The organism is Balneatrix alpica DSM 16621, from assembly GCF_000619885.1.
Classification (GTDB): Bacteria; Pseudomonadota; Gammaproteobacteria; order Pseudomonadales; family Balneatricaceae; genus Balneatrix; species Balneatrix alpica.
Window position 1 is genome coordinate 504552 of record NZ_KK211039.1, and the last position, 17222, is coordinate 521773.

The window sequence follows — 17222 nt, forward strand, 5'->3', positions numbered from 1 at the left end:
ACCCTGCAGGAGCAAAGCAATGGACATCATGGAGCTTTGGGGTTGGCTATCCGTGCAAATAATCGCGCTACTCTGTCTACTGCTGGCGGTTTACCACCGACGCCAACTCAAACTACAAAGCCAATTTGAGCAATACAAGCTCAAGATGCATGGCCTCAACAAAGACTTGCTGCATAAACATAGCCAGCTCGTGCAACAGGCGGACAAAACCCGTCGCGCCTTATTGCAAGCACGTGAGCGTAAACCTGAACTCCCCCCCGGCTATGTCATGGTAGAAGAGAACCGCCTGCAGGTATTACAACAAGCCGTTGCTCAACTAGATCATGAAGATGAACTGCACAAATTGCGTTTATTGGTAAAAGAGCAACAACAACTCATCCACGACTTAAAAGACCAGCTAGCCCAAGCCCACGACGAAACCACCAAGCAACGCTATCTTGATGAGCAAAACAACGCACTACAAAATCAGCAACGGATGCTGAAAGAGGCAGAAAACTGTATTACCCAGCTGGAAATGGAACTCAATCAGGCCAAAACCCTGGTGGCGCGCTTTGCCCAAGACAGCAAACGTATGGTGGCAGAGATTGAACTCCTGCAGCATCGCCAGCAAGAACTGGAAGATGAACTGGCATTAATGTCGCGGATGGCAGAAGTGAACGTCGCCTCCACCGACTCCCAACCCTTTACTGATCTTTATGCTGAGTCAAACGATCAGCGACACCAAGCTGACGCTGGAGGTCGACATGCGAAAGGCCTGGAGAAACCTGCTTAAGCGTTTACAAGCCCCCTGGGAAATGCCCTGGATGACAGGTAGAAGACGCGACCCCCAACACTTCTACGGTCGCGCCTTTACCAGTAAGCATTCACGCAAAGTCAAAAAAGTGCGCACCCTCTGGACCTTCGGTGGCATTACCATGCTCAGCCTCGGCCATCCTGCGTTGATCGTGGGCCTTGCCCTATTGCTGACTTTTATTTCCTTTAGTCTGCTGGACGAAACTCCCTAGTGATTATTTTTCCGCTTCCAGCAGAACAAACTTGGGGGTTGCCGCCAGCTGACGCACTTGGCGAAACTGCTGCTTTAAACTTTGGTGATAACCCAGATGTCGGTTACCAATCACCCACAGACGCCCACCGGGCGCCAGCGCTTTAGCAGCCTGGCGAAACATGCGCCGTGCAATAAAGTCCCCTACCACCTGTTGCTGATGGAACGGCGGGTTATTGAGAATAAGATCAAAACTCCCCGCTTCCACCCCCTGCAAACCATCACCAATACTGAACTGCGCCTCACACTGCGGACCAAGGTTATGCATCAGGTTATGCTTTGCAGAGGCCAAAGCCATAAAGGACTCATCATGAAAACTCAGTGCAGAGCTTGGCTGTAAGCCAAGCGCACGTAAGCCTAGCACCCCATTACCACACCCCAGGTCGGCAACTCGCAGCCCCTCCTCAAGTTGAAGATGCTGTAACAACACCCGGCTGCCAATATCCAGGCTGCCGCGGCTGAATACATTGGAGTGTTCCCCCAAGCGCCAGCCGTACTCAGCAACCTCGTAATGACTCAATCCAAATTGGTAGGCACCACTGGCAGGCTGTGTCAGCTTCACCTGCACCACCCTGGCCTTGCGTTTGGCCAAACCAAGCTGCACCTCTCCCAGTTGCTGCAATACCTTAAAGTGGCCGTTACTCCAGTGCTTCACCATTCCAATCGCCAGCACCAGGGTATCGGGGCCAGCACAGGCCCGGATCAACCCCAACTGATCTTGCATATAAGCCAGGGTTTTCGGCAAACGCCACAGCACAACATCCACTGGCTGCTGAGGCGCCTCAAGGTCGGAATAAAGCTGGGGAGGAGTGAGCTGATTACTGGCTGCATTACGCCGTGCAGCCTCCTGCGCCAGCCAGGAATCACCCACGCTAACAGGATCTGACTCACGCAGTGCTAAGGCCAAGGCACCAAAGCTATCATTGAGGATCAAAATGCGCTTATCCCGCGCCGGCTGACCAGGGCCAGTAAAAATGGCAGAGAGCTGCTCTAACGCATAATGATCGGCGGCATCAAACGCACGCAATTCACGGTCACCCTCATCGGGGTAACGACTTAACATCAATCGACACCAGGGAGTTTCAAATTCCGCTTGCACAGGCACCTCCTAAGCAGAGGCGCATTGTACATGGGCTCAAGCCCCAGCGTTAACTCCAGTCATCACGATCTTGGCTGTAAGTATGCAAACGGGTAGCGTCTTCTATCGCCTCCATAAACAACGCTTCAGCTTCTTTGTGGAAGTTCGGATTTAAATTCACCAATTCCTCCAACAGCGCCGTTAATACTTCAGCTGGATCAGCCTGCCTTTGCTGGCAACGCTCGACAAAAGCTTTCGGGACAGCAATTTGCATCTTGACTCGGTGAGACTCCATAAGGTGACTCCTTCAGTACAGTGCCTGCTTTGCTCCTTGGGTTACAAAAGCAGACATTTCAACTACACTCGCCGGCGACAAAGCCGATATAATCCGCGATCCGGCACACTTTTAGCCCCTTTTTTGGCAGATTCCGCTTTCCATGTCAGACGCCAGCGCGCCTCAACAGCCCAGCCTTGAAGAGCGCTATGCTCAGCTTGAGCAAGCCTTCAATGAGCTGCTGCAAGATGCCCAGCAACACCAGTTGGCGCTCAATACTTTTCGCGCACTGGAGCTGGAACTGCTCAAAGCCAACACCCTGAGCAAATTGCTTGATACTCTTCTGGAAGGGCTATTACAAAGCTTTAAGCTGGATGGGGTACGACTCTGGCTACTCGACCCAGAGCAAAAAATTGAAGAGCTATTAGGTGAGTCCTTCAGTCAATTAAGCCAGCTCGGCCTACGCCTGGAATCCTCGTACGACCTACTGCGCCAACGTTTTAATCAAAGCGAACCCCGTTTAGGCGCCGTTTCACCACTGCAGTACCATGAGCTAGGTTGGCCAAGCCAAATTAAGAGCCATGCCATTTTGCCTCTGTGCCGTCAGGAGCATTTGATTGGCGCCCTGGTACTGGGGAGTCAACATCCCCAGCGCTATCACCAAAGCCAGGGGCAAGACATGCTCCATCACTTTGCCTCCATTACCGCGGTCTGCATTGAAAACACCATCAACCAAGAGAGTTTACGCCAACTCAGCTTGCGCGATGCCCTGACCCAGCTATGGAACCGCCGCTACTTTGACAAAGCCTTAAAAGAAGGACTGGAGCGAGCCTGCCAAGGGAGTTATCCGCTCTCTTGCTTATTGGTCGACATCGATCACTTCAAGCGCATCAATGATACCTACGGCCACCCTGCAGGCGATAAAGCCTTAACCCAGGTGGCGGAGGTACTACGTTCACAGGTGCGCCAAACCGACATTATTGCCCGCTATGGCGGCGAGGAATTTGCCGTTCTGCTCCCCGGCTGTGATCACGAGCAAGCCTTGCGCATTGCGGAAAGCATGCGCCAACAAACCGGCAAAAAAGTACTCAAGAACAGCCAAGGGCAGTCTTTCACGCTGACCCTATCACTCGGCCTTACCACCTACACCCCCCATGGCGGCCAGCGTCCCGCTCCTTCACTTGCCACCCAAATTCTGCTAGAAGCTGATAACGCGCTATACCAGGCCAAACGCAATGGCCGCAATCAGGTGGTGTTCAGCGAGCGCAGCGGCGAAGAAGAGGCCATCTCACTGCCGCCGCTGTTTGACCACTAACTCGCTAGCATTACTACCTGCATCGACTTCCCCCATAAACAAGAAAAGGGCCATAGAGGCCCTTTTCAGCTAATACCACTCTCTTACTCTTTCGGGAAAACCGGCAGAGTTGAACCAGTCAGATGCTGCATGATGCGCACCACCTGGCAAGAGTAGCCAAACTCGTTGTCGTACCATACGTAAAGCACACAACGGTTACCGCTGACGATCGTTGCCAAGCCATCAACCACACCAGCGGCACGGGAGCCAACAAAGTCAGAAGAGACCGCTTCGGGAGAAGTGGAGAAGTCGATCTGCTTCTGCATCTCAGAGTGCAGCGCCATCCAGCTCAGGTAGTCGTTCAGCTCTTCCTTGGTGACATCCTGCTTCAGCGTCAGGTTAAGGATTGCCATAGACACGTTAGGCGTGGGAACACGAATCGCATTACCGGTCAGCTTACCAGTCAGCTCAGGCAGCGCCTTAGCCACCGCTTTTGCTGCACCTGTCTCAGTAATAACCATGTTCAGGGGCGCCGCACGACCACGACGATCTGCCTTATGGTAGTTATCGATCAGGTTCTGGTCATTGGTATAAGAGTGCACGGTTTCAACGTGGCCGTACTCCAGACCAAACTTGTCGTTAACTGCTTTTAGTACCGGCACGATAGCGTTAGTGGTACAGGACGCCGCCGACAGAATCTTGTCTTCCGCCGTAATATCGCCATGGTTAACCCCCATCACGATATTCTTCAGCTCACCCTTGCCAGGAGCCGTTAACAGTACGCGGGCCACACCCGTAGCGCGCAGGTGCAAAGACAAACCATCAGCATCACGCCACTTACCGGTGTTATCCACTACCAGCGCATTGCTAATGCCATAGCTGGTGTAATCAATGGTGTCAGGGGCATCAGCATAGATCACCTTGATCACGTTACCATTAGCGATGATGGCATTGTTCTCTTCATCCACGGTGATCGTACCGCGGAAAGAGCCATGCACAGAGTCGCGACGCAGTAGGCTGGCACGCTTAACCAAATCATCAGCACTGCCTTTACGTACCACGATGGCACGCAGGCGCATGGTTTGACCACCACCGGTTTTGCTGATCAGGATACGCGCCAGCAAACGACCGATGCGACCAAAGCCGTAGAGCACAACATCAGTTCCCTGACCTTCACGGCTGTTTTGCGGGGCATCCGCCAGTTCAGCACGCAGGAAAGCCAACAGATCCTGATCTTGGCCCTGCTCAGCATAACGCTCAGCCAGCTTGCCAATGTCCACATGGGCGGCATACACATTGAGCTCGCTCAATGCTTGCAAAATGGGGTAAGTGTCAAAAACTGACAACTCAGTGCCAGTGATCTGGCGAGCGAAACGGTGGGCCTTGATGATGTCGATCACAGAACGATTGACAATGACCTTGCCGTAGACAGAGATCTCAACGTTGCGCTCACGGTACAGATGACCCACCAGGGGAATCATCGACTCGGCAACGGATTCACGTTCTTTCCACTCGGCAAACACTTTTTCTTGACTCACGGGTGTTTCCTTCAATGTCGAGGAGAGGGTTTCGGGCGCGCCAATTATCCCTGTTTATGCCGAGCCGGGCAAACGCTAGCGATACCTGCTTTGTTAGCATTTTGGCTAAGCCGCTGACTGCAGCCGCTCTCAACATAGGGTAAGATGGCGCACGGCGGGCTAGACTGCCCCTCATCCCGTTCAAGTGACAAGGACATAGGCACGCTGTGAGTAGCTCAACCATCGCGCTAAACCTGCCCAAACACCCTGGCGATATCCGTTTTTTTGGCCAACTCCAAGGAAGCGCCTCGGCCTGGCTGCTGGCGCAAACCCTGCGTCAATATCAGGGGTTATTGATCGTTCTGACGCTGACATCCTCTCAGGCTCAGGAGCTAGAAGAGGAACTCCACTACCTGCTGGCCAGCGAAATTGAACAGGGCTTACGTCCGTTGAGCTTTCCCGATTGGGAAACCCTGCCCTATGACCGTTTCTCCCCTCACCAGGACATCACCTCCCAGCGTTTACATACCCTGCATCAGCTGCCGCACACCCAATGGGGCTACCTGATTCTGCCCCTTAGCACCCTGTTGCAGCGACTCCCCCCACTGAGTTACCTGGATGCTTTCAGCCTGGAGGTGAAAGTCGGTCAACGCTTTGACCCCCACCGTTATCGCCAACGCCTGGAGCAAGCGGGATACCGTGCCGTTGACACCGTCTATGAACATGGTGAATACGCGGTGCGTGGTGCCATCATGGATATTTTCCCGATGGGCAGCCCCTTGCCACTGCGAATTGAACTCTTTGATGATGAGGTCGAAACCCTGCGCACCTTTGACCCGCAGAGCCAGCGCACCCTCAACACCCTGCCTCAGGTCAAGCTGTTACCCGCACGGGAATGCCCACTGGATGAAGCCAGTATCAGCTTCTTCCGCCAGCGTTTTCGTGAACGTTTCGACGTCGATCCACGCCAGTGCAGCATCTATGAGGATGTCAGTCATGGCATTGCCCCCGCTGGTATCGAGTACTACTTGCCGCTGTTTTTTAAAGCCACCAGCACCCTGTTCGACTTTTTACCTAAGCAGGTTCTCCTCGCCCACTTTGCCGGCTTGCAGCCCCGCCTGAACCAGCTATGGCAGGACATTCAAAACCGTCACCAGGAATTGGGACACGATATTCGTCACCCCATTCTCAGTCCTGAGGAGCTTTTTTTACGTCCTAATGAGCTGAACCAGGCGCTCAATCAATTACCGGGATTACTGCTGGATAGCGATCCCCAACCGGAAAAAGCCGGTCGCATCAATCTCGCCAGCAGCCTGCCACCGGCCTTAACCATTGACGCCCGCCAGGAGCAGCCCTACCGTGCCTTGCAACAGTTTGTCCAACAGCATTCAGGTTGGCACATCCTGCTCTGCGCTGAGAGCAATGGTCGGCGCGAAGCCCTGCTAGAGCATCTGCAAAAAGCCAAACTGAGTTTTACTCTGCTCGACAACTGGCACGCCCTGGCCCAGCAACCGCCAGGCCTGTATCTCAGCATCGCCCCCTTGCAGCAAGGCTGCCTGTTACCGCAACAGCAACTGGCCATTCTGAGTGAAAACCAGCTCTTTGGTTTACAGGTGCGCCAGAGCCGGCGGCGCCAACGTCAGCGTGATGACAGCAATGAACAGGTCATCCGCAGCCTGACCGAGCTCAGCCCTGGCGCACCAGTGGTGCACCTCGATCACGGTGTTGGCCGCTATCAGGGCCTGGTTACCCTGGAAGTGGAAGGGCAACAGGCCGAGTTTCTGATGCTGGAATACGCCGATGAAGCCAAGCTCTACGTCCCGGTGGCGGCGCTGCAACTAATCAGTCGCTACACCGGTGCCAGCGAGGAGCTGGCGCCCCTGCATAAACTCGGCAGTGACAGCTGGCAAAAAGCCAAACGCAAGGCCGCCGAAAAAGTACGGGATACCGCAGCCGAACTCTTGGATGTATATGCTCGTCGCGCCGCCCGCAAAGGTTTTGCTTTTACCAGTAAGGATGAAGACTACGCCCAATTTGCTGCCGCCTTCCCCTTTGAAGAAACCGCCGACCAGCAGACAGCCATTGAGGCCGTTCGCCAGGACATGGCCGCCAGCACCCCCATGGACCGCTTGGTGTGCGGTGATGTGGGCTTTGGTAAAACCGAAGTCGCCATGCGTGCCGCCTTTATCGCCGTCCAAAATGGTAAGCAGGTTGCGGTATTGGTTCCCACCACCCTGTTGGCGCAACAGCACTACGAAAGCTTTCGCGACCGCTTTGCCGACTGGCCGGTAAGAATTGAGGTGCTGTCCCGTTTCCGTACCGGCAAGCAGAGTGAAGCTACCCTGCAGGCCGTCACCGAAGGCAAGGTCGATATCCTGGTCGGCACCCATAAAGTGCTCCAGCAAGATGTGCGCTTCAAAGACCTAGGACTGGTCATCATCGATGAGGAACACCGCTTTGGCGTGCAGCAGAAAGAGCGGCTAAAGAGCCTGAAAACCAATGTCGATATCCTCAACCTGACTGCGACACCGATTCCCCGCACCCTGAATATGGCGATGTCCGGCCTGCGCGACCTCTCCATTATTGCGACACCGCCAGCCAAGCGTCTGTCGATCAAAACCTTTGTCCGTGAGCAGGACGAGCGCATGATCAAAGAGGCCTTGCTACGTGAATTGCTAAGGGGTGGCCAGGTCTACTACCTGCATAACGAAGTCAAAGACATTGAGCAGGTCGCCGCCAAAATCCGCGAATGGGTACCGGAGGCACGGGTCGCCGTGGGGCATGGCCAAATGCGCGAACGTGAACTGGAACAGGTGATGTCGGACTTCTATCACCGCCGCTTCAATGTACTGGTGTGCACCACCATTATCGAAACCGGCATTGATGTTCCCAACGCCAACACTATCATTATTGATCGAGCCGACAAGTTTGGCCTCGCTCAGCTCCATCAGCTACGGGGCCGGGTCGGACGCTCTCATCATCAGGCCTATGCCTATCTGCTCACCCCCCCCTGGCGCAGCCTGACTCCGGATGCGCAGAAGCGCCTGGAAGCCATCAGCTCTGCCGATCACTTGGGGGCAGGCTTTACTCTGGCGACCCATGACCTGGAAATCCGTGGCGCTGGCGAACTGCTCGGCGAGGAGCAAAGTGGGCAAATCCATACCATAGGCTTCAGCCTTTATATGGAAATGCTGGAACGTGCGATCAAAGCCATCAAACAAGGCAAGAGCTTTGATCTGGAACGCCCACTGGCCCCCAGTAGTGACGTCAATTTACGAGTAGCCGCACTCATCCCCGAAGACTATTTGCCCGACGTCAATACCCGCTTGATTCTGTATAAGCGCATTGCCAGCGCCGCCGATGATGAGGCCCTGCGCGAGCTGCAAGTGGAAATGATCGACCGCTTTGGCCTGCTACCGGAGCCGACTAAGCATCTGTTCCGTCTCACAAGTCTAAAACTGAAAGCCGAACAGCTGGGTATCGACAAAATCGAGGCCGGCCCACAGCAGGGAATACTGGAGTTTGGCGCCAGCACTCAGGTTGACCCCTTCAAATTGGTGACCTTGGTGCAACGCCAACCTCAACGTTACAAACTGCAAGGGCCACAAAAGCTACGCTTTGAGCTACCGATGGATACCGCCGCCCGCCGTTTCGATGCGGTGGAAGGCTTAGTGGAGAGCCTGCAAAGTCAGGCTTAACTGTGGGCCCACATTAACGCAGCAAGCCAGGGCACTCCTGCCCTGGCTTCGCTCGCGATACTGAGTTCTTAGGTTGCATTCTTAGATTGAAAAGCCTCGCTGACGCATTAGCTCCTCAATCTCAGGCAAGCTTGCAGGATCATCAATAGTGGAAGGCACAGTATAGCTCTCCCCGTCCGCCATCTGACGTAGGATACGGCGCAAAATTTTACCCGAACGGGTCTTAGGCAAGCGTTTCACCACCAGCACACGCTTGAAGCAGGCAATGGCGCCAATGCGCTCCCGTACCATGGCGACCAATTCTTGCTCTAAAGCCGCTTCCTCCACTTCAACCCCGTCTTTTAATAGAACTAACCCAACCGGCTCCTGCCCCTTCAGACTTTCTTGAATACCAATTACCGCGCATTCCGCCACCGCCGGATGGCTGGCCACTACCTCCTCCATCTCCCCGGTAGACAAACGATGACCAGCCACATTGATCACATCATCGGTACGCCCCATGATGAATACATAGCCCTCTTCATCCCGGTAGCCACCATCACCAGTCACATAATAGCCTGGGTAAACATTGAGATAGCCACTACGATAACGCTCAAAATCCCCCCACACAGTGGGTAAGCAGCCTGGTGGCAAGGGCAAGCGAATAGCTACACTGCCCTGCTCATTTGGGGCCACAGGTTGGCCGCGAGAATCAAGAATCTGTACATCAAACCCCGGTACCGGCACCGTCGCCGAACCAGGCTTCACGGGCATAGGCTCAACCCCCATCAGGTTGGCAGCAATTGCCCATCCCGTCTCGGTTTGCCACCAATGATCAATTACCGGGCGCTGTAACTTTTCCGTAGTCCACTCGTAGGTAGGGGGGTCCAAGCGCTCACCGGCCATAAACACGTATTCCAGCTTAGTTAAATCATAGTGCTGTAGCAGTGCCGCCTGTGGATCCTCTTTACGGATGGCTCGAAAAGCCGTTGGCGCCGCAAATAATGCCCGCACCCCGTACTCGGCGCACACCCGCCAAAAAGCCCCCGCATCCGGCGTTTTTACCGGCTTGCCTTCATAAAACACACTGCTGCAACCCTGAATCAAAGGGGCGTACACAATATAGGAGTGACCCACCACCCACCCCACATCTGAGGCCGCCCAAAATACATCACCAGGGCGCTGGTTGTAGACTGACTCCATGCTGTATTTCATCGCTACTGCATGACCACCGTTATCCCGCACTACGCCCTTGGGTTTGCCGGTGGTGCCGGAGGTATACAGAATGTACAGTGGATCCGTCGCCGCAACCGGCACCCAGGACACCGCCTGCGCATTGTCTTCCTCTGCCTGCCAGTCAAAATCACGCCCAGGTTGTAAATCAGCCTCCAGTTGTGGGCGCTGATACAGAATCACCGCCTCAGGCTGATGAAAAGAAAGCTGCAGCGCCTTATCCAGCAGAGGCTTATAGGCAATCTGCTTATTCACTTCGATGCCACAGGAGGCCGTTAGCACCACCTTAGGACGCGCATCTTCTATCCGTACCGCCAACTCACTTGGGGCAAAGCCACCAAACACCACCGAGTGAATAGCCCCCAAACGGGCACAAGCCAACATCGCAATGGCCGCTTCAGGAATCATCGGCATATAAATCACCACCCGATCCCCTTTATTGACCCCCTTGCTCTGTAACACACCAGCAAAGCGACCTACCCTATCGAGCAGTTCACGGTAGCTAATCGCCTGCTTTACCCCCGTCACTGGAGAATCATAGTAGAGGGCAATTTGCTCACCTCGCCCTTGCTCTACATGGTAATCCAGTGCCAAGTAACAAGTGTTCAGCTCACCATCAACAAACCAACGATCAATGCCATTTTCGTCTTTGCCCAGAATCTGGGTTGGCGCTTTATGCCATGCCAGTTTCGCTGCCTGCTTGGCCCAAAACTGACCAGGGGCCTGAATAGATTCTTGATAGTCTGCCTGGTAACCCATAGGTCATCCTCCTCGCATCGATGGTCATTTATAGGATTGTTGACAGTTGACCATTCATCCTTGTCACCATACTGGATTAAGGCCATACAACCACTAAGACCAAAGCCGAATTTGCGACCTATGTCTAACCCCCACAAGGTAAATTGTTGACAATAAAAAAGGGGAGCTAAGCTCCCCTGCAAAAAAGATCAAAAAACAATCAACTTTCAGTTTTAGGCAAGAGCAGATTCAGCAAGATTGCCAACAATGCACAGAGCGCTATCCCCTGCAGGGCAAACTCCCCCAGGTTAAACTGCATACCACCAATACCGAACACCAGCGTCAATGCCACAATCACCAAATTACGGGGCTGGGCCAAATCATGACCGGCTTTGACCAACGTATTCATCCCCACCGCAGCAATAGCACCAAACAACAGGGTCATAATGCCCCCCATCACCGGCACCGGAATAGAAGCCAAAAGCGCGCCTGACTTACCGCAAAAGGACAACACAATGGCAAATACAGCAGCCCAGGTCATGATGGCAGGGTTAAACGCCTTGGTCAGGGCAACCGCCCCCGTTACTTCAGAATAAGTGGTATTGGGCGGGCCACCCAAAAAGCCAGCCAACGCCGTAGCCACGCCATCCCCAAGCAAGGTACGCTTCAGGCCCGGCTTTTGTACAAAGTCTTTCCCCGCCACCTGAGAAATCGCCACCATATCACCGATATGCTCCACCGCTGGGGCAATGGCGATTGGCACGATAAAGAGTATCGCCGCCCAACTAAACTCAGGCGCCACAAAAGCAGGCATTGCCAACCAAGCGGCCTCCCCTACCTTATCAAAGCTCATGTGCCCTAACAGCAGGGACATGACAACCCCTACCAGTAGACCAGCCAAGATCGGCAACAAACGCAGCAGACCTCGCGCCCAAACCGACACCACCACGGTCGCCATCAACGCGGTCATTGAGATAAAGAGCGCATCCGCCAGTGGCACCAGCTGCAAGGCGCCATCACCACTTTTGCCCTGCGCCATATTGACTGCCACAGGAGCCAGACTCAAACCGATCACAATAATGACCGGCCCCACCACTACCGGCGGCAATAAGCGCTGAATAAAACCTGCGCCACGCCAGGCCACCAGCGCACTCAGCAACATATAAAACAGGCCCGCCGCCACTAATCCGGATAGCGTTTGGGCAATCCCCCAAGTTCCTACACCATGAATAATGGCTGGAATAAAGGCAAAAGAAGAGGCGAGAAATATAGGAACCTGACGGCCAGTGATCCATTGAAACGCCAAGGTTCCCGCTCCGGCGGTAAACAAGGCCACGTTTGGATCCAAACCAGTCAACAAAGGCACCAACACCAGCGCACCAAAGGCCACAAAAAGCATCTGGGCACCTACAACGGCGGTTTTCAACACAGACATCTCGTTCATTAATCCGCCCTTACTTGGTGCCAAAAATTTTGTCACCGGCATCCCCCAGACCCGGTAAGATGTAGCCCTTTTCATTTAAGCGCTCATCCATAGAAGCAACATAGATATCAACATCCGGATGGTGAGCCTGCAACTTGGCCACCCCTTCTGGGCAGGCAACCAAAAATAGCCCCATGATGTGGGTACAACCCTTGGCCTTAAGCAGATCAATGGTCGCTACCAAGGTGCCACCCGTTGCCAGCATAGGGTCAACAATCAGCGCCGTACGCTCGTCAATGTCACTGACCACCTTGTCAAAGTAAGGTACGGGCTCCAGAGTTTCCTCATCGCGATACAAACCCACCACACTGACCTTGGCATTAGGAATAAGCTGTAATACACCATCCAACATACCCAAACCTGCACGCAAAATGGGCACAATGGTGATCTTCTTCCCTTTAATATTCTCGACCTGTAACTTCACCCCGTTCCAGGCCTCAATTTCAACCCGTTCAGTGTCCAGGTTACGAGTCGCTTCATAAGTCAGCAGCGTGCCAATCTCACTGCAAAGCTCGCGGAAATGCTTGGTACTGATTCCCTCCTTACGCATCAAACCAATCTTGTGACGAACCAGAGGATGAGTAATTTCGTGAATAGCCATAAGCACTCCCAACTTTTAACGGCATAAAATTAACCGCGCAGTATAGACGCTTTTCTGGCGAGGGAGTACGTGTATATATCCACATCTAGTCCGATCAGATCATTTTAGTTATAATCGCTCGCTTAATTATGAAGGCTGCCTGGCAGCCTTTATTTTATTAGGACACACAAAGGGCTTACCTATGAGCATTTCCGCCGCGGAGGCGATGGCCATTCACGCCCAGGCCGACTGCCTCGTTTCCTCCGAAGAAATCAGCCAAGCCTATGACAACATGGCAGAAGCCATCAGCGAAGTGCTTGCCGACAAAACCCCTCTGGTACTCTGCGTTATGCGTGGAGGCTTAGTCCCTACCGGACAACTTTTAAACCGGATGGATTTTCCGCTGGAAATTGATTACATCCACGCCACCCGTTATGGCATGGCACTAAAGGGGGGAGAAATTGAATGGCGGGTACGACCAGCCAGTGAAATTGCCGGACGCCATGTACTGATCATTGATGATATCTTTGATGAAGGGCATACCCTGCAGGCTATTTACAACACCCTGTCCAACGGCGGCGCCGCAAAAGTTTATACTGCCACCCTAATTAACAAGCTACACAACCGAAAAGTTGATTTCCAACCAGACTTTATCGGTGTCGAAGTGGAAGATAGATTCCTGTACGGCTGTGGCATGGATTACCAAGGCTACTTCCGCAATCTAAATGCAATCTATGCTGTACGCGGCCACTAAAAAGCCAATTTACACGCAATAAAAAAGGAGCTGAAAAGCTCCTTTTTTATTAGTTAGAAAGGAGAGGCAATCAGCTTACCCCTCCACAGTTAACCTGTATTAGTTAACTTTCTTCTTACCTACCACGTCAACTACTACGCGGCGGCTACGCTCTTGGTCTTCTTTGCCATTCGCATCGAATACCAGATCGGTTTCACCGTAAGCGTTAACAGCGGCGTTAGATACACCCAGGCTGTTCAGAGAGCTAACAACGTTGTTAGCACGCTTCTGAGACAGACGCAGGTTATAGCCGTCAGAACCGGGGGAGCTAGCGTGACCAGCTACCGCAACACCCTCAACGCTGTTGAAAGTGCTGTTCACGTTACCAACGAACTCAGCCAGACGAGCCTGATTGGCTTCAGACAGAGTCGCTACGTTGTGCGGGAAGTATACAGTCAGAGACTGTTCTACGTTCTGATATACAGGCTCAGCAACTACAGGAGCAGGCTCTGCAGGCTTTTCACCGGTACATACGGAGATATCTTCAGCTTTCCACTGACTAGTACGCAGACAGGCACCGGAGCCGTCCTTAACTACCACGCCCTTGGAATCAACCCAGTAAGAGTGCGTATCCGGAGTCGCGAAAGCAAAACCGCTTGCAGCCATAGCCAGCGCAAGTACAGTCACGGTTTTTTTCATGGCTAACCTCGTTTTTAGTTCCTTAAAATATTTACCGTCGCAGCGCACCACAACCTGACATTGTCAGGACCTGGGGCGTGGAGGCCTCCAAAACCATCATTATTAAGGTGGCATAATGATAGCAGCTTAAGCTCGCACCCCACAATGCTGTCTGCATGCAGTGTAGTGCAAAGCGTTCAAATTACAAACGGAAAAAGCAGAGCTTTAACCCTATAAATGCGCATAATGGCGCAAGTTTTTATCCATTAGCAGGTAAAGGATGAGGGACTATATCGCCCTCTGCATCTAATTCTGGATAGGGCAAACCCATTTTTTTATAAGAAGCGGCCACTCTAGGATGCGCCCATTCAAAAAACAACCGCTCAAACTCAGAATCAGATAAGCGCATTTGTTCATATAAACCATTACGCCAACGCTGGGTTTGCGCTTCCTGCAAAATAATTCCTGCCGCTACAGACACATTAAGGGAAGAAACCATTCCCATCATGGGTACAACCAAATGCGCATCGGCCTGCTCTGCAGCCCAGTCACTTACTCCCATTCTTTCTGCTCCCAACAGCAGAGCCGTTGGCTGACAAAAATCCCACTCCCGGTAATCCTGAGCGCGCTCTGACCAATGCGCCGCCACGACAGCAAACCCTTGTTCTTTGAGATGTTGCACGCCATGCTCCACCGATTCATGCATCTGCACCTCTACCCATTGCTGGCTGCCCTTGGCCGTACCATTAAAGGGTCGATAACTTTTCTGAGGCTGTACTGCATGCATACGGCCTATTCCTACTGCATCGCAGGTCCTAACCAATGCCGCTATATTACGTGGTTTATGTACCTGATCAGTGAGTAACGTTAAGTCTGGCTGGCGCCTGGCCAATACAGTCTTTATTTTGGCCATACGTTCAGGAGTCATAGAAAAGCTATACCTTTATCAATATTTGATGCCATTTTAGCCTTGGCATCTGACTAATAAATAATCCAGTCAAAACCACTACACAGGCGAGTATCTGAACCAAGCTCAAACGCTCTCCCAATAACACCCAAGCCATTACCAGAGTTAATACTGGAATCAAATTAATAAAAGCACTGGCTTGAGATGCAGGCACCTGACTTACGGCAAAATTATACAAGCCATACGCACCTAAAGTGACTGCGATGCCTAGATACACCACTGCCATACTGGGCAAAAGTGGTAAGTTGGTCGGTAAAGGGGTCGCTTGCCAAAGCGCTAAAGGCATAAAAAATAGACTCCCTACCAGTACCTGCAAGGCAGTTAAACTCCAGGGCGAGTAACGCTGGGTGAGGTATTTTAACAGCAGCGTATACGTCGCCGCGCACACCATGGCCATCAATTCCAAAAAATTACCCCAAGCAGGATGGGGAGCATACTCGTCGCCTTGCCCCGATATCAAACTAAGCCAAACCACACCCAACATCGCCACAGCAAAGCCAACATAGGCTTGTCTCCTTATCTGCTCACGCAAGACGAATGCAGCCCCTACCGCCACTAACAAAGGTAGCAATGCCGTAATCATACCCGCTTGCGCAGCCGTCGTATTTTTAAGGGCAGTCGCCTCAAACAAAAAATAAAAGCAGGGCTCACAGGCACTCATACCCAATAGATAAAGCCAGTCACCGGATTGGTACTGTACTTGTCGTACTAACCAAGGCAGAAATGGCAAAATACAGAGTGCAGCCACTAACATCCTGCCCCAAATCACCCAATAGGGATCAAAACGTTGAAAAGCATATTTCAAAGCAATGAAGGAGCTGGCCCAAAGAATCATTGCCACCAGCAAAGCTAGCAACGACCATGACGAAAGACGTGTATTCACTAATTTAGTGTCCTGCAGTTAGCCGCATAGATCCTTACAACTGAATAACCTACCCCAATACGCCTTTCCGTCCAGTCTCTGCTATGATGCAAAACCCGAGCAGCCTTTGGCGGCGGGCAGTATGCCACAGCCTGTCGTGCCTTGCTGCGTAAAAAGTCTTTTTGCCAAGGTTTGGTGCGTGTTATGTCGACTCCCTCTGTCATTGCTTATCAGGGCCATGAAGGTGCTTATTCCCACTTAGCTTGCCGCCAAGTGTTTCCCGATATGCCTGCACTAGCCTGCTCCTCTTTTGTCGCAGCCATGGAAAAAGTCGAAAACAGTGAAGCGGCATTAGCCATGATTCCGCTGGAAAACTCTACAGCTGGTCGCGTGGAAGAGATTTACCGACAAATGCCCCGTACCTCTTTACATATTGTCGGTGAACATTTTGAGCCGGTTAATCACTGTTTATTAGTACGACCAGGTACGCAGCTGACTGACCTCAAATTTGTCTGCTCTCACCCACAAGCACTCGCCCAATGTGACCAGCATATTAAAGCCTTAGGGTTGGCGAGCATTGCTAAGCTGGATACTGCTGGTGCGGCATTGGAGGTCAGCCAACGCACTGATCATCAGCATGCGGCAATTGCTTCACGTCTGGCAGCCGAGCTCTATGGACTCGAGATCCTGCAGGAAAATTTTCAGGATATGCAGGGCAATACCACACGCTTTTTGATTCTTTCCAAAGATAATCACACTCCCACCTTCGACCCTAGCAAAGCGTATATCACCTCCATTTTATTTACCGTACGCAATATCCCTGCAGCGCTCTACAAGGCATTAGGCGGCTTTGCTACTAATGGGGTTAACCTGATCAAATTAGAAAGCTACATGACTGGCGGCACACTCAATGTGAGCCAATTCCATATTGATATCGCCGCCCACACCGAAGAACACAACATGCAGCTTGCCCTACAAGAACTCGGTTTCTTTGCCAAAGACATGCGAATTCTGGGCTGCTACGAAGCCCATGCTTACCGGCGCTTACATGCCCTAGTGGACTAAC

The 17222-nt window shown here is 52.6% G+C and carries 15 protein-coding genes; 6 read left to right on the forward strand and 9 right to left on the reverse strand.

Annotation, left to right across the window (positions count from 1 at the left end):
- Window positions 1-19 precede the first annotated feature (19 nt).
- Window positions 20-772: a coiled-coil domain-containing protein gene (locus Q334_RS0111695; RefSeq protein ID WP_027313371.1), complete on the forward strand. Its 753-nt coding sequence runs from the start codon at window positions 20-22 to the stop codon at window positions 770-772.
- Window positions 744-1004 carry a hypothetical protein gene (locus tag Q334_RS0111700; protein WP_027313372.1) on the forward strand — a complete coding sequence of 87 codons (261 nt, stop codon included), beginning with the start codon at window positions 744-746 and terminating at the stop codon, window positions 1002-1004. The genes Q334_RS0111695 and Q334_RS0111700 overlap by 29 nt, the downstream gene beginning before the upstream one ends.
- Before the next feature lie 3 nt (window positions 1005-1007).
- Here Q334_RS0111700 and Q334_RS0111705 read toward each other — a convergent pair whose 3' ends face one another.
- Together Q334_RS0111705 and Q334_RS0111710 are read right to left on the reverse strand one after the other, a co-directional pair.
- Entirely contained in the window at window positions 1008-2141 is a 1134-nt protein-coding gene (locus tag Q334_RS0111705) for a methyltransferase (RefSeq protein ID WP_051527752.1), read from the reverse strand.
- 49 nt (window positions 2142-2190) lie between these two features.
- Window positions 2191-2415, reverse strand: coding sequence for a hypothetical protein (locus Q334_RS0111710; protein WP_027313374.1), 225 nt, complete (start codon window positions 2413-2415; stop codon window positions 2191-2193).
- A 142-nt stretch (window positions 2416-2557) separates the two neighbouring features.
- Between Q334_RS0111710 and Q334_RS18965 the strand changes: the two genes are divergently transcribed.
- Window positions 2558-3709 (forward strand): DUF484 family protein, encoded by a 1152-nt coding sequence (locus Q334_RS18965; protein WP_051527753.1) that lies wholly within the window; start codon window positions 2558-2560, stop codon window positions 3707-3709.
- A gap of 83 nt (window positions 3710-3792) precedes the next feature.
- Here Q334_RS18965 and Q334_RS0111720 read toward each other — a convergent pair whose 3' ends face one another.
- On the reverse strand, window positions 3793-5226 hold the full coding sequence (locus tag Q334_RS0111720) for a glyceraldehyde-3-phosphate dehydrogenase (RefSeq protein WP_211249531.1): 1434 nt from the start codon (window positions 5224-5226) through the stop codon (window positions 3793-3795).
- Window positions 5227-5432: 206 nt separating this feature from the next.
- Between Q334_RS0111720 and mfd the strand changes: the two genes are divergently transcribed.
- Window positions 5433-8903 carry a transcription-repair coupling factor gene (gene mfd, locus Q334_RS0111725; RefSeq protein ID WP_211249532.1) on the forward strand — a complete coding sequence of 1157 codons (3471 nt, stop codon included), beginning with the start codon at window positions 5433-5435 and terminating at the stop codon, window positions 8901-8903.
- Window positions 8904-8984: 81 nt separating this feature from the next.
- Here mfd and Q334_RS0111730 read toward each other — a convergent pair whose 3' ends face one another.
- From Q334_RS0111730 to upp, 3 genes are all read right to left on the reverse strand, one after another.
- Window positions 8985-10874 carry a propionyl-CoA synthetase gene (locus Q334_RS0111730; RefSeq protein WP_027313377.1) on the reverse strand — a complete coding sequence of 630 codons (1890 nt, stop codon included), beginning with the start codon at window positions 10872-10874 and terminating at the stop codon, window positions 8985-8987.
- 199 nt (window positions 10875-11073) lie between these two features.
- On the reverse strand, window positions 11074-12297 hold the full coding sequence (locus tag Q334_RS0111735) for a uracil-xanthine permease family protein (RefSeq protein WP_211249533.1): 1224 nt from the start codon (window positions 12295-12297) through the stop codon (window positions 11074-11076).
- A 10-nt stretch (window positions 12298-12307) separates the two neighbouring features.
- Complete coding sequence (gene upp, locus Q334_RS0111740; protein ID WP_027313379.1) at window positions 12308-12937, reverse strand: uracil phosphoribosyltransferase; 630 nt, start codon at window positions 12935-12937, stop codon at window positions 12308-12310.
- Window positions 12938-13118: 181 nt separating this feature from the next.
- Here upp and Q334_RS0111745 point away from each other — a divergent pair, with 181 nt between their 5' ends.
- Window positions 13119-13670 carry a hypoxanthine-guanine phosphoribosyltransferase gene (locus tag Q334_RS0111745; RefSeq protein WP_027313380.1) on the forward strand — a complete coding sequence of 184 codons (552 nt, stop codon included), beginning with the start codon at window positions 13119-13121 and terminating at the stop codon, window positions 13668-13670.
- A gap of 99 nt (window positions 13671-13769) precedes the next feature.
- On the opposite strand, the gene Q334_RS20075 is transcribed toward Q334_RS0111745, so the two are convergent.
- The 3 genes from Q334_RS20075 to Q334_RS0111760 all read right to left on the reverse strand — a co-directional run bounded on the left by Q334_RS20075 (window position 13770) and on the right by Q334_RS0111760 (window position 16177).
- Window positions 13770-14336 (reverse strand): OmpA family protein, encoded by a 567-nt coding sequence (locus Q334_RS20075; RefSeq protein WP_162157431.1) that lies wholly within the window; start codon window positions 14334-14336, stop codon window positions 13770-13772.
- Between the two features lie 250 nt (window positions 14337-14586).
- Window positions 14587-15255 carry a tRNA (guanosine(18)-2'-O)-methyltransferase TrmH gene (trmH, locus tag Q334_RS0111755; RefSeq protein ID WP_027313381.1) on the reverse strand — a complete coding sequence of 223 codons (669 nt, stop codon included), beginning with the start codon at window positions 15253-15255 and terminating at the stop codon, window positions 14587-14589.
- Between the two features lie 7 nt (window positions 15256-15262).
- Window positions 15263-16177, reverse strand: a complete 915-nt coding sequence (locus Q334_RS0111760) for a DMT family transporter (RefSeq protein ID WP_027313382.1) — start codon at window positions 16175-16177, stop codon at window positions 15263-15265.
- Window positions 16178-16360: 183 nt separating this feature from the next.
- Between Q334_RS0111760 and Q334_RS0111765 the strand changes: the two genes are divergently transcribed.
- Complete coding sequence (locus Q334_RS0111765) at window positions 16361-17221, forward strand: prephenate dehydratase (RefSeq protein WP_035461370.1); 861 nt, start codon at window positions 16361-16363, stop codon at window positions 17219-17221.
- Window position 17222 lies beyond the last annotated feature (1 nt).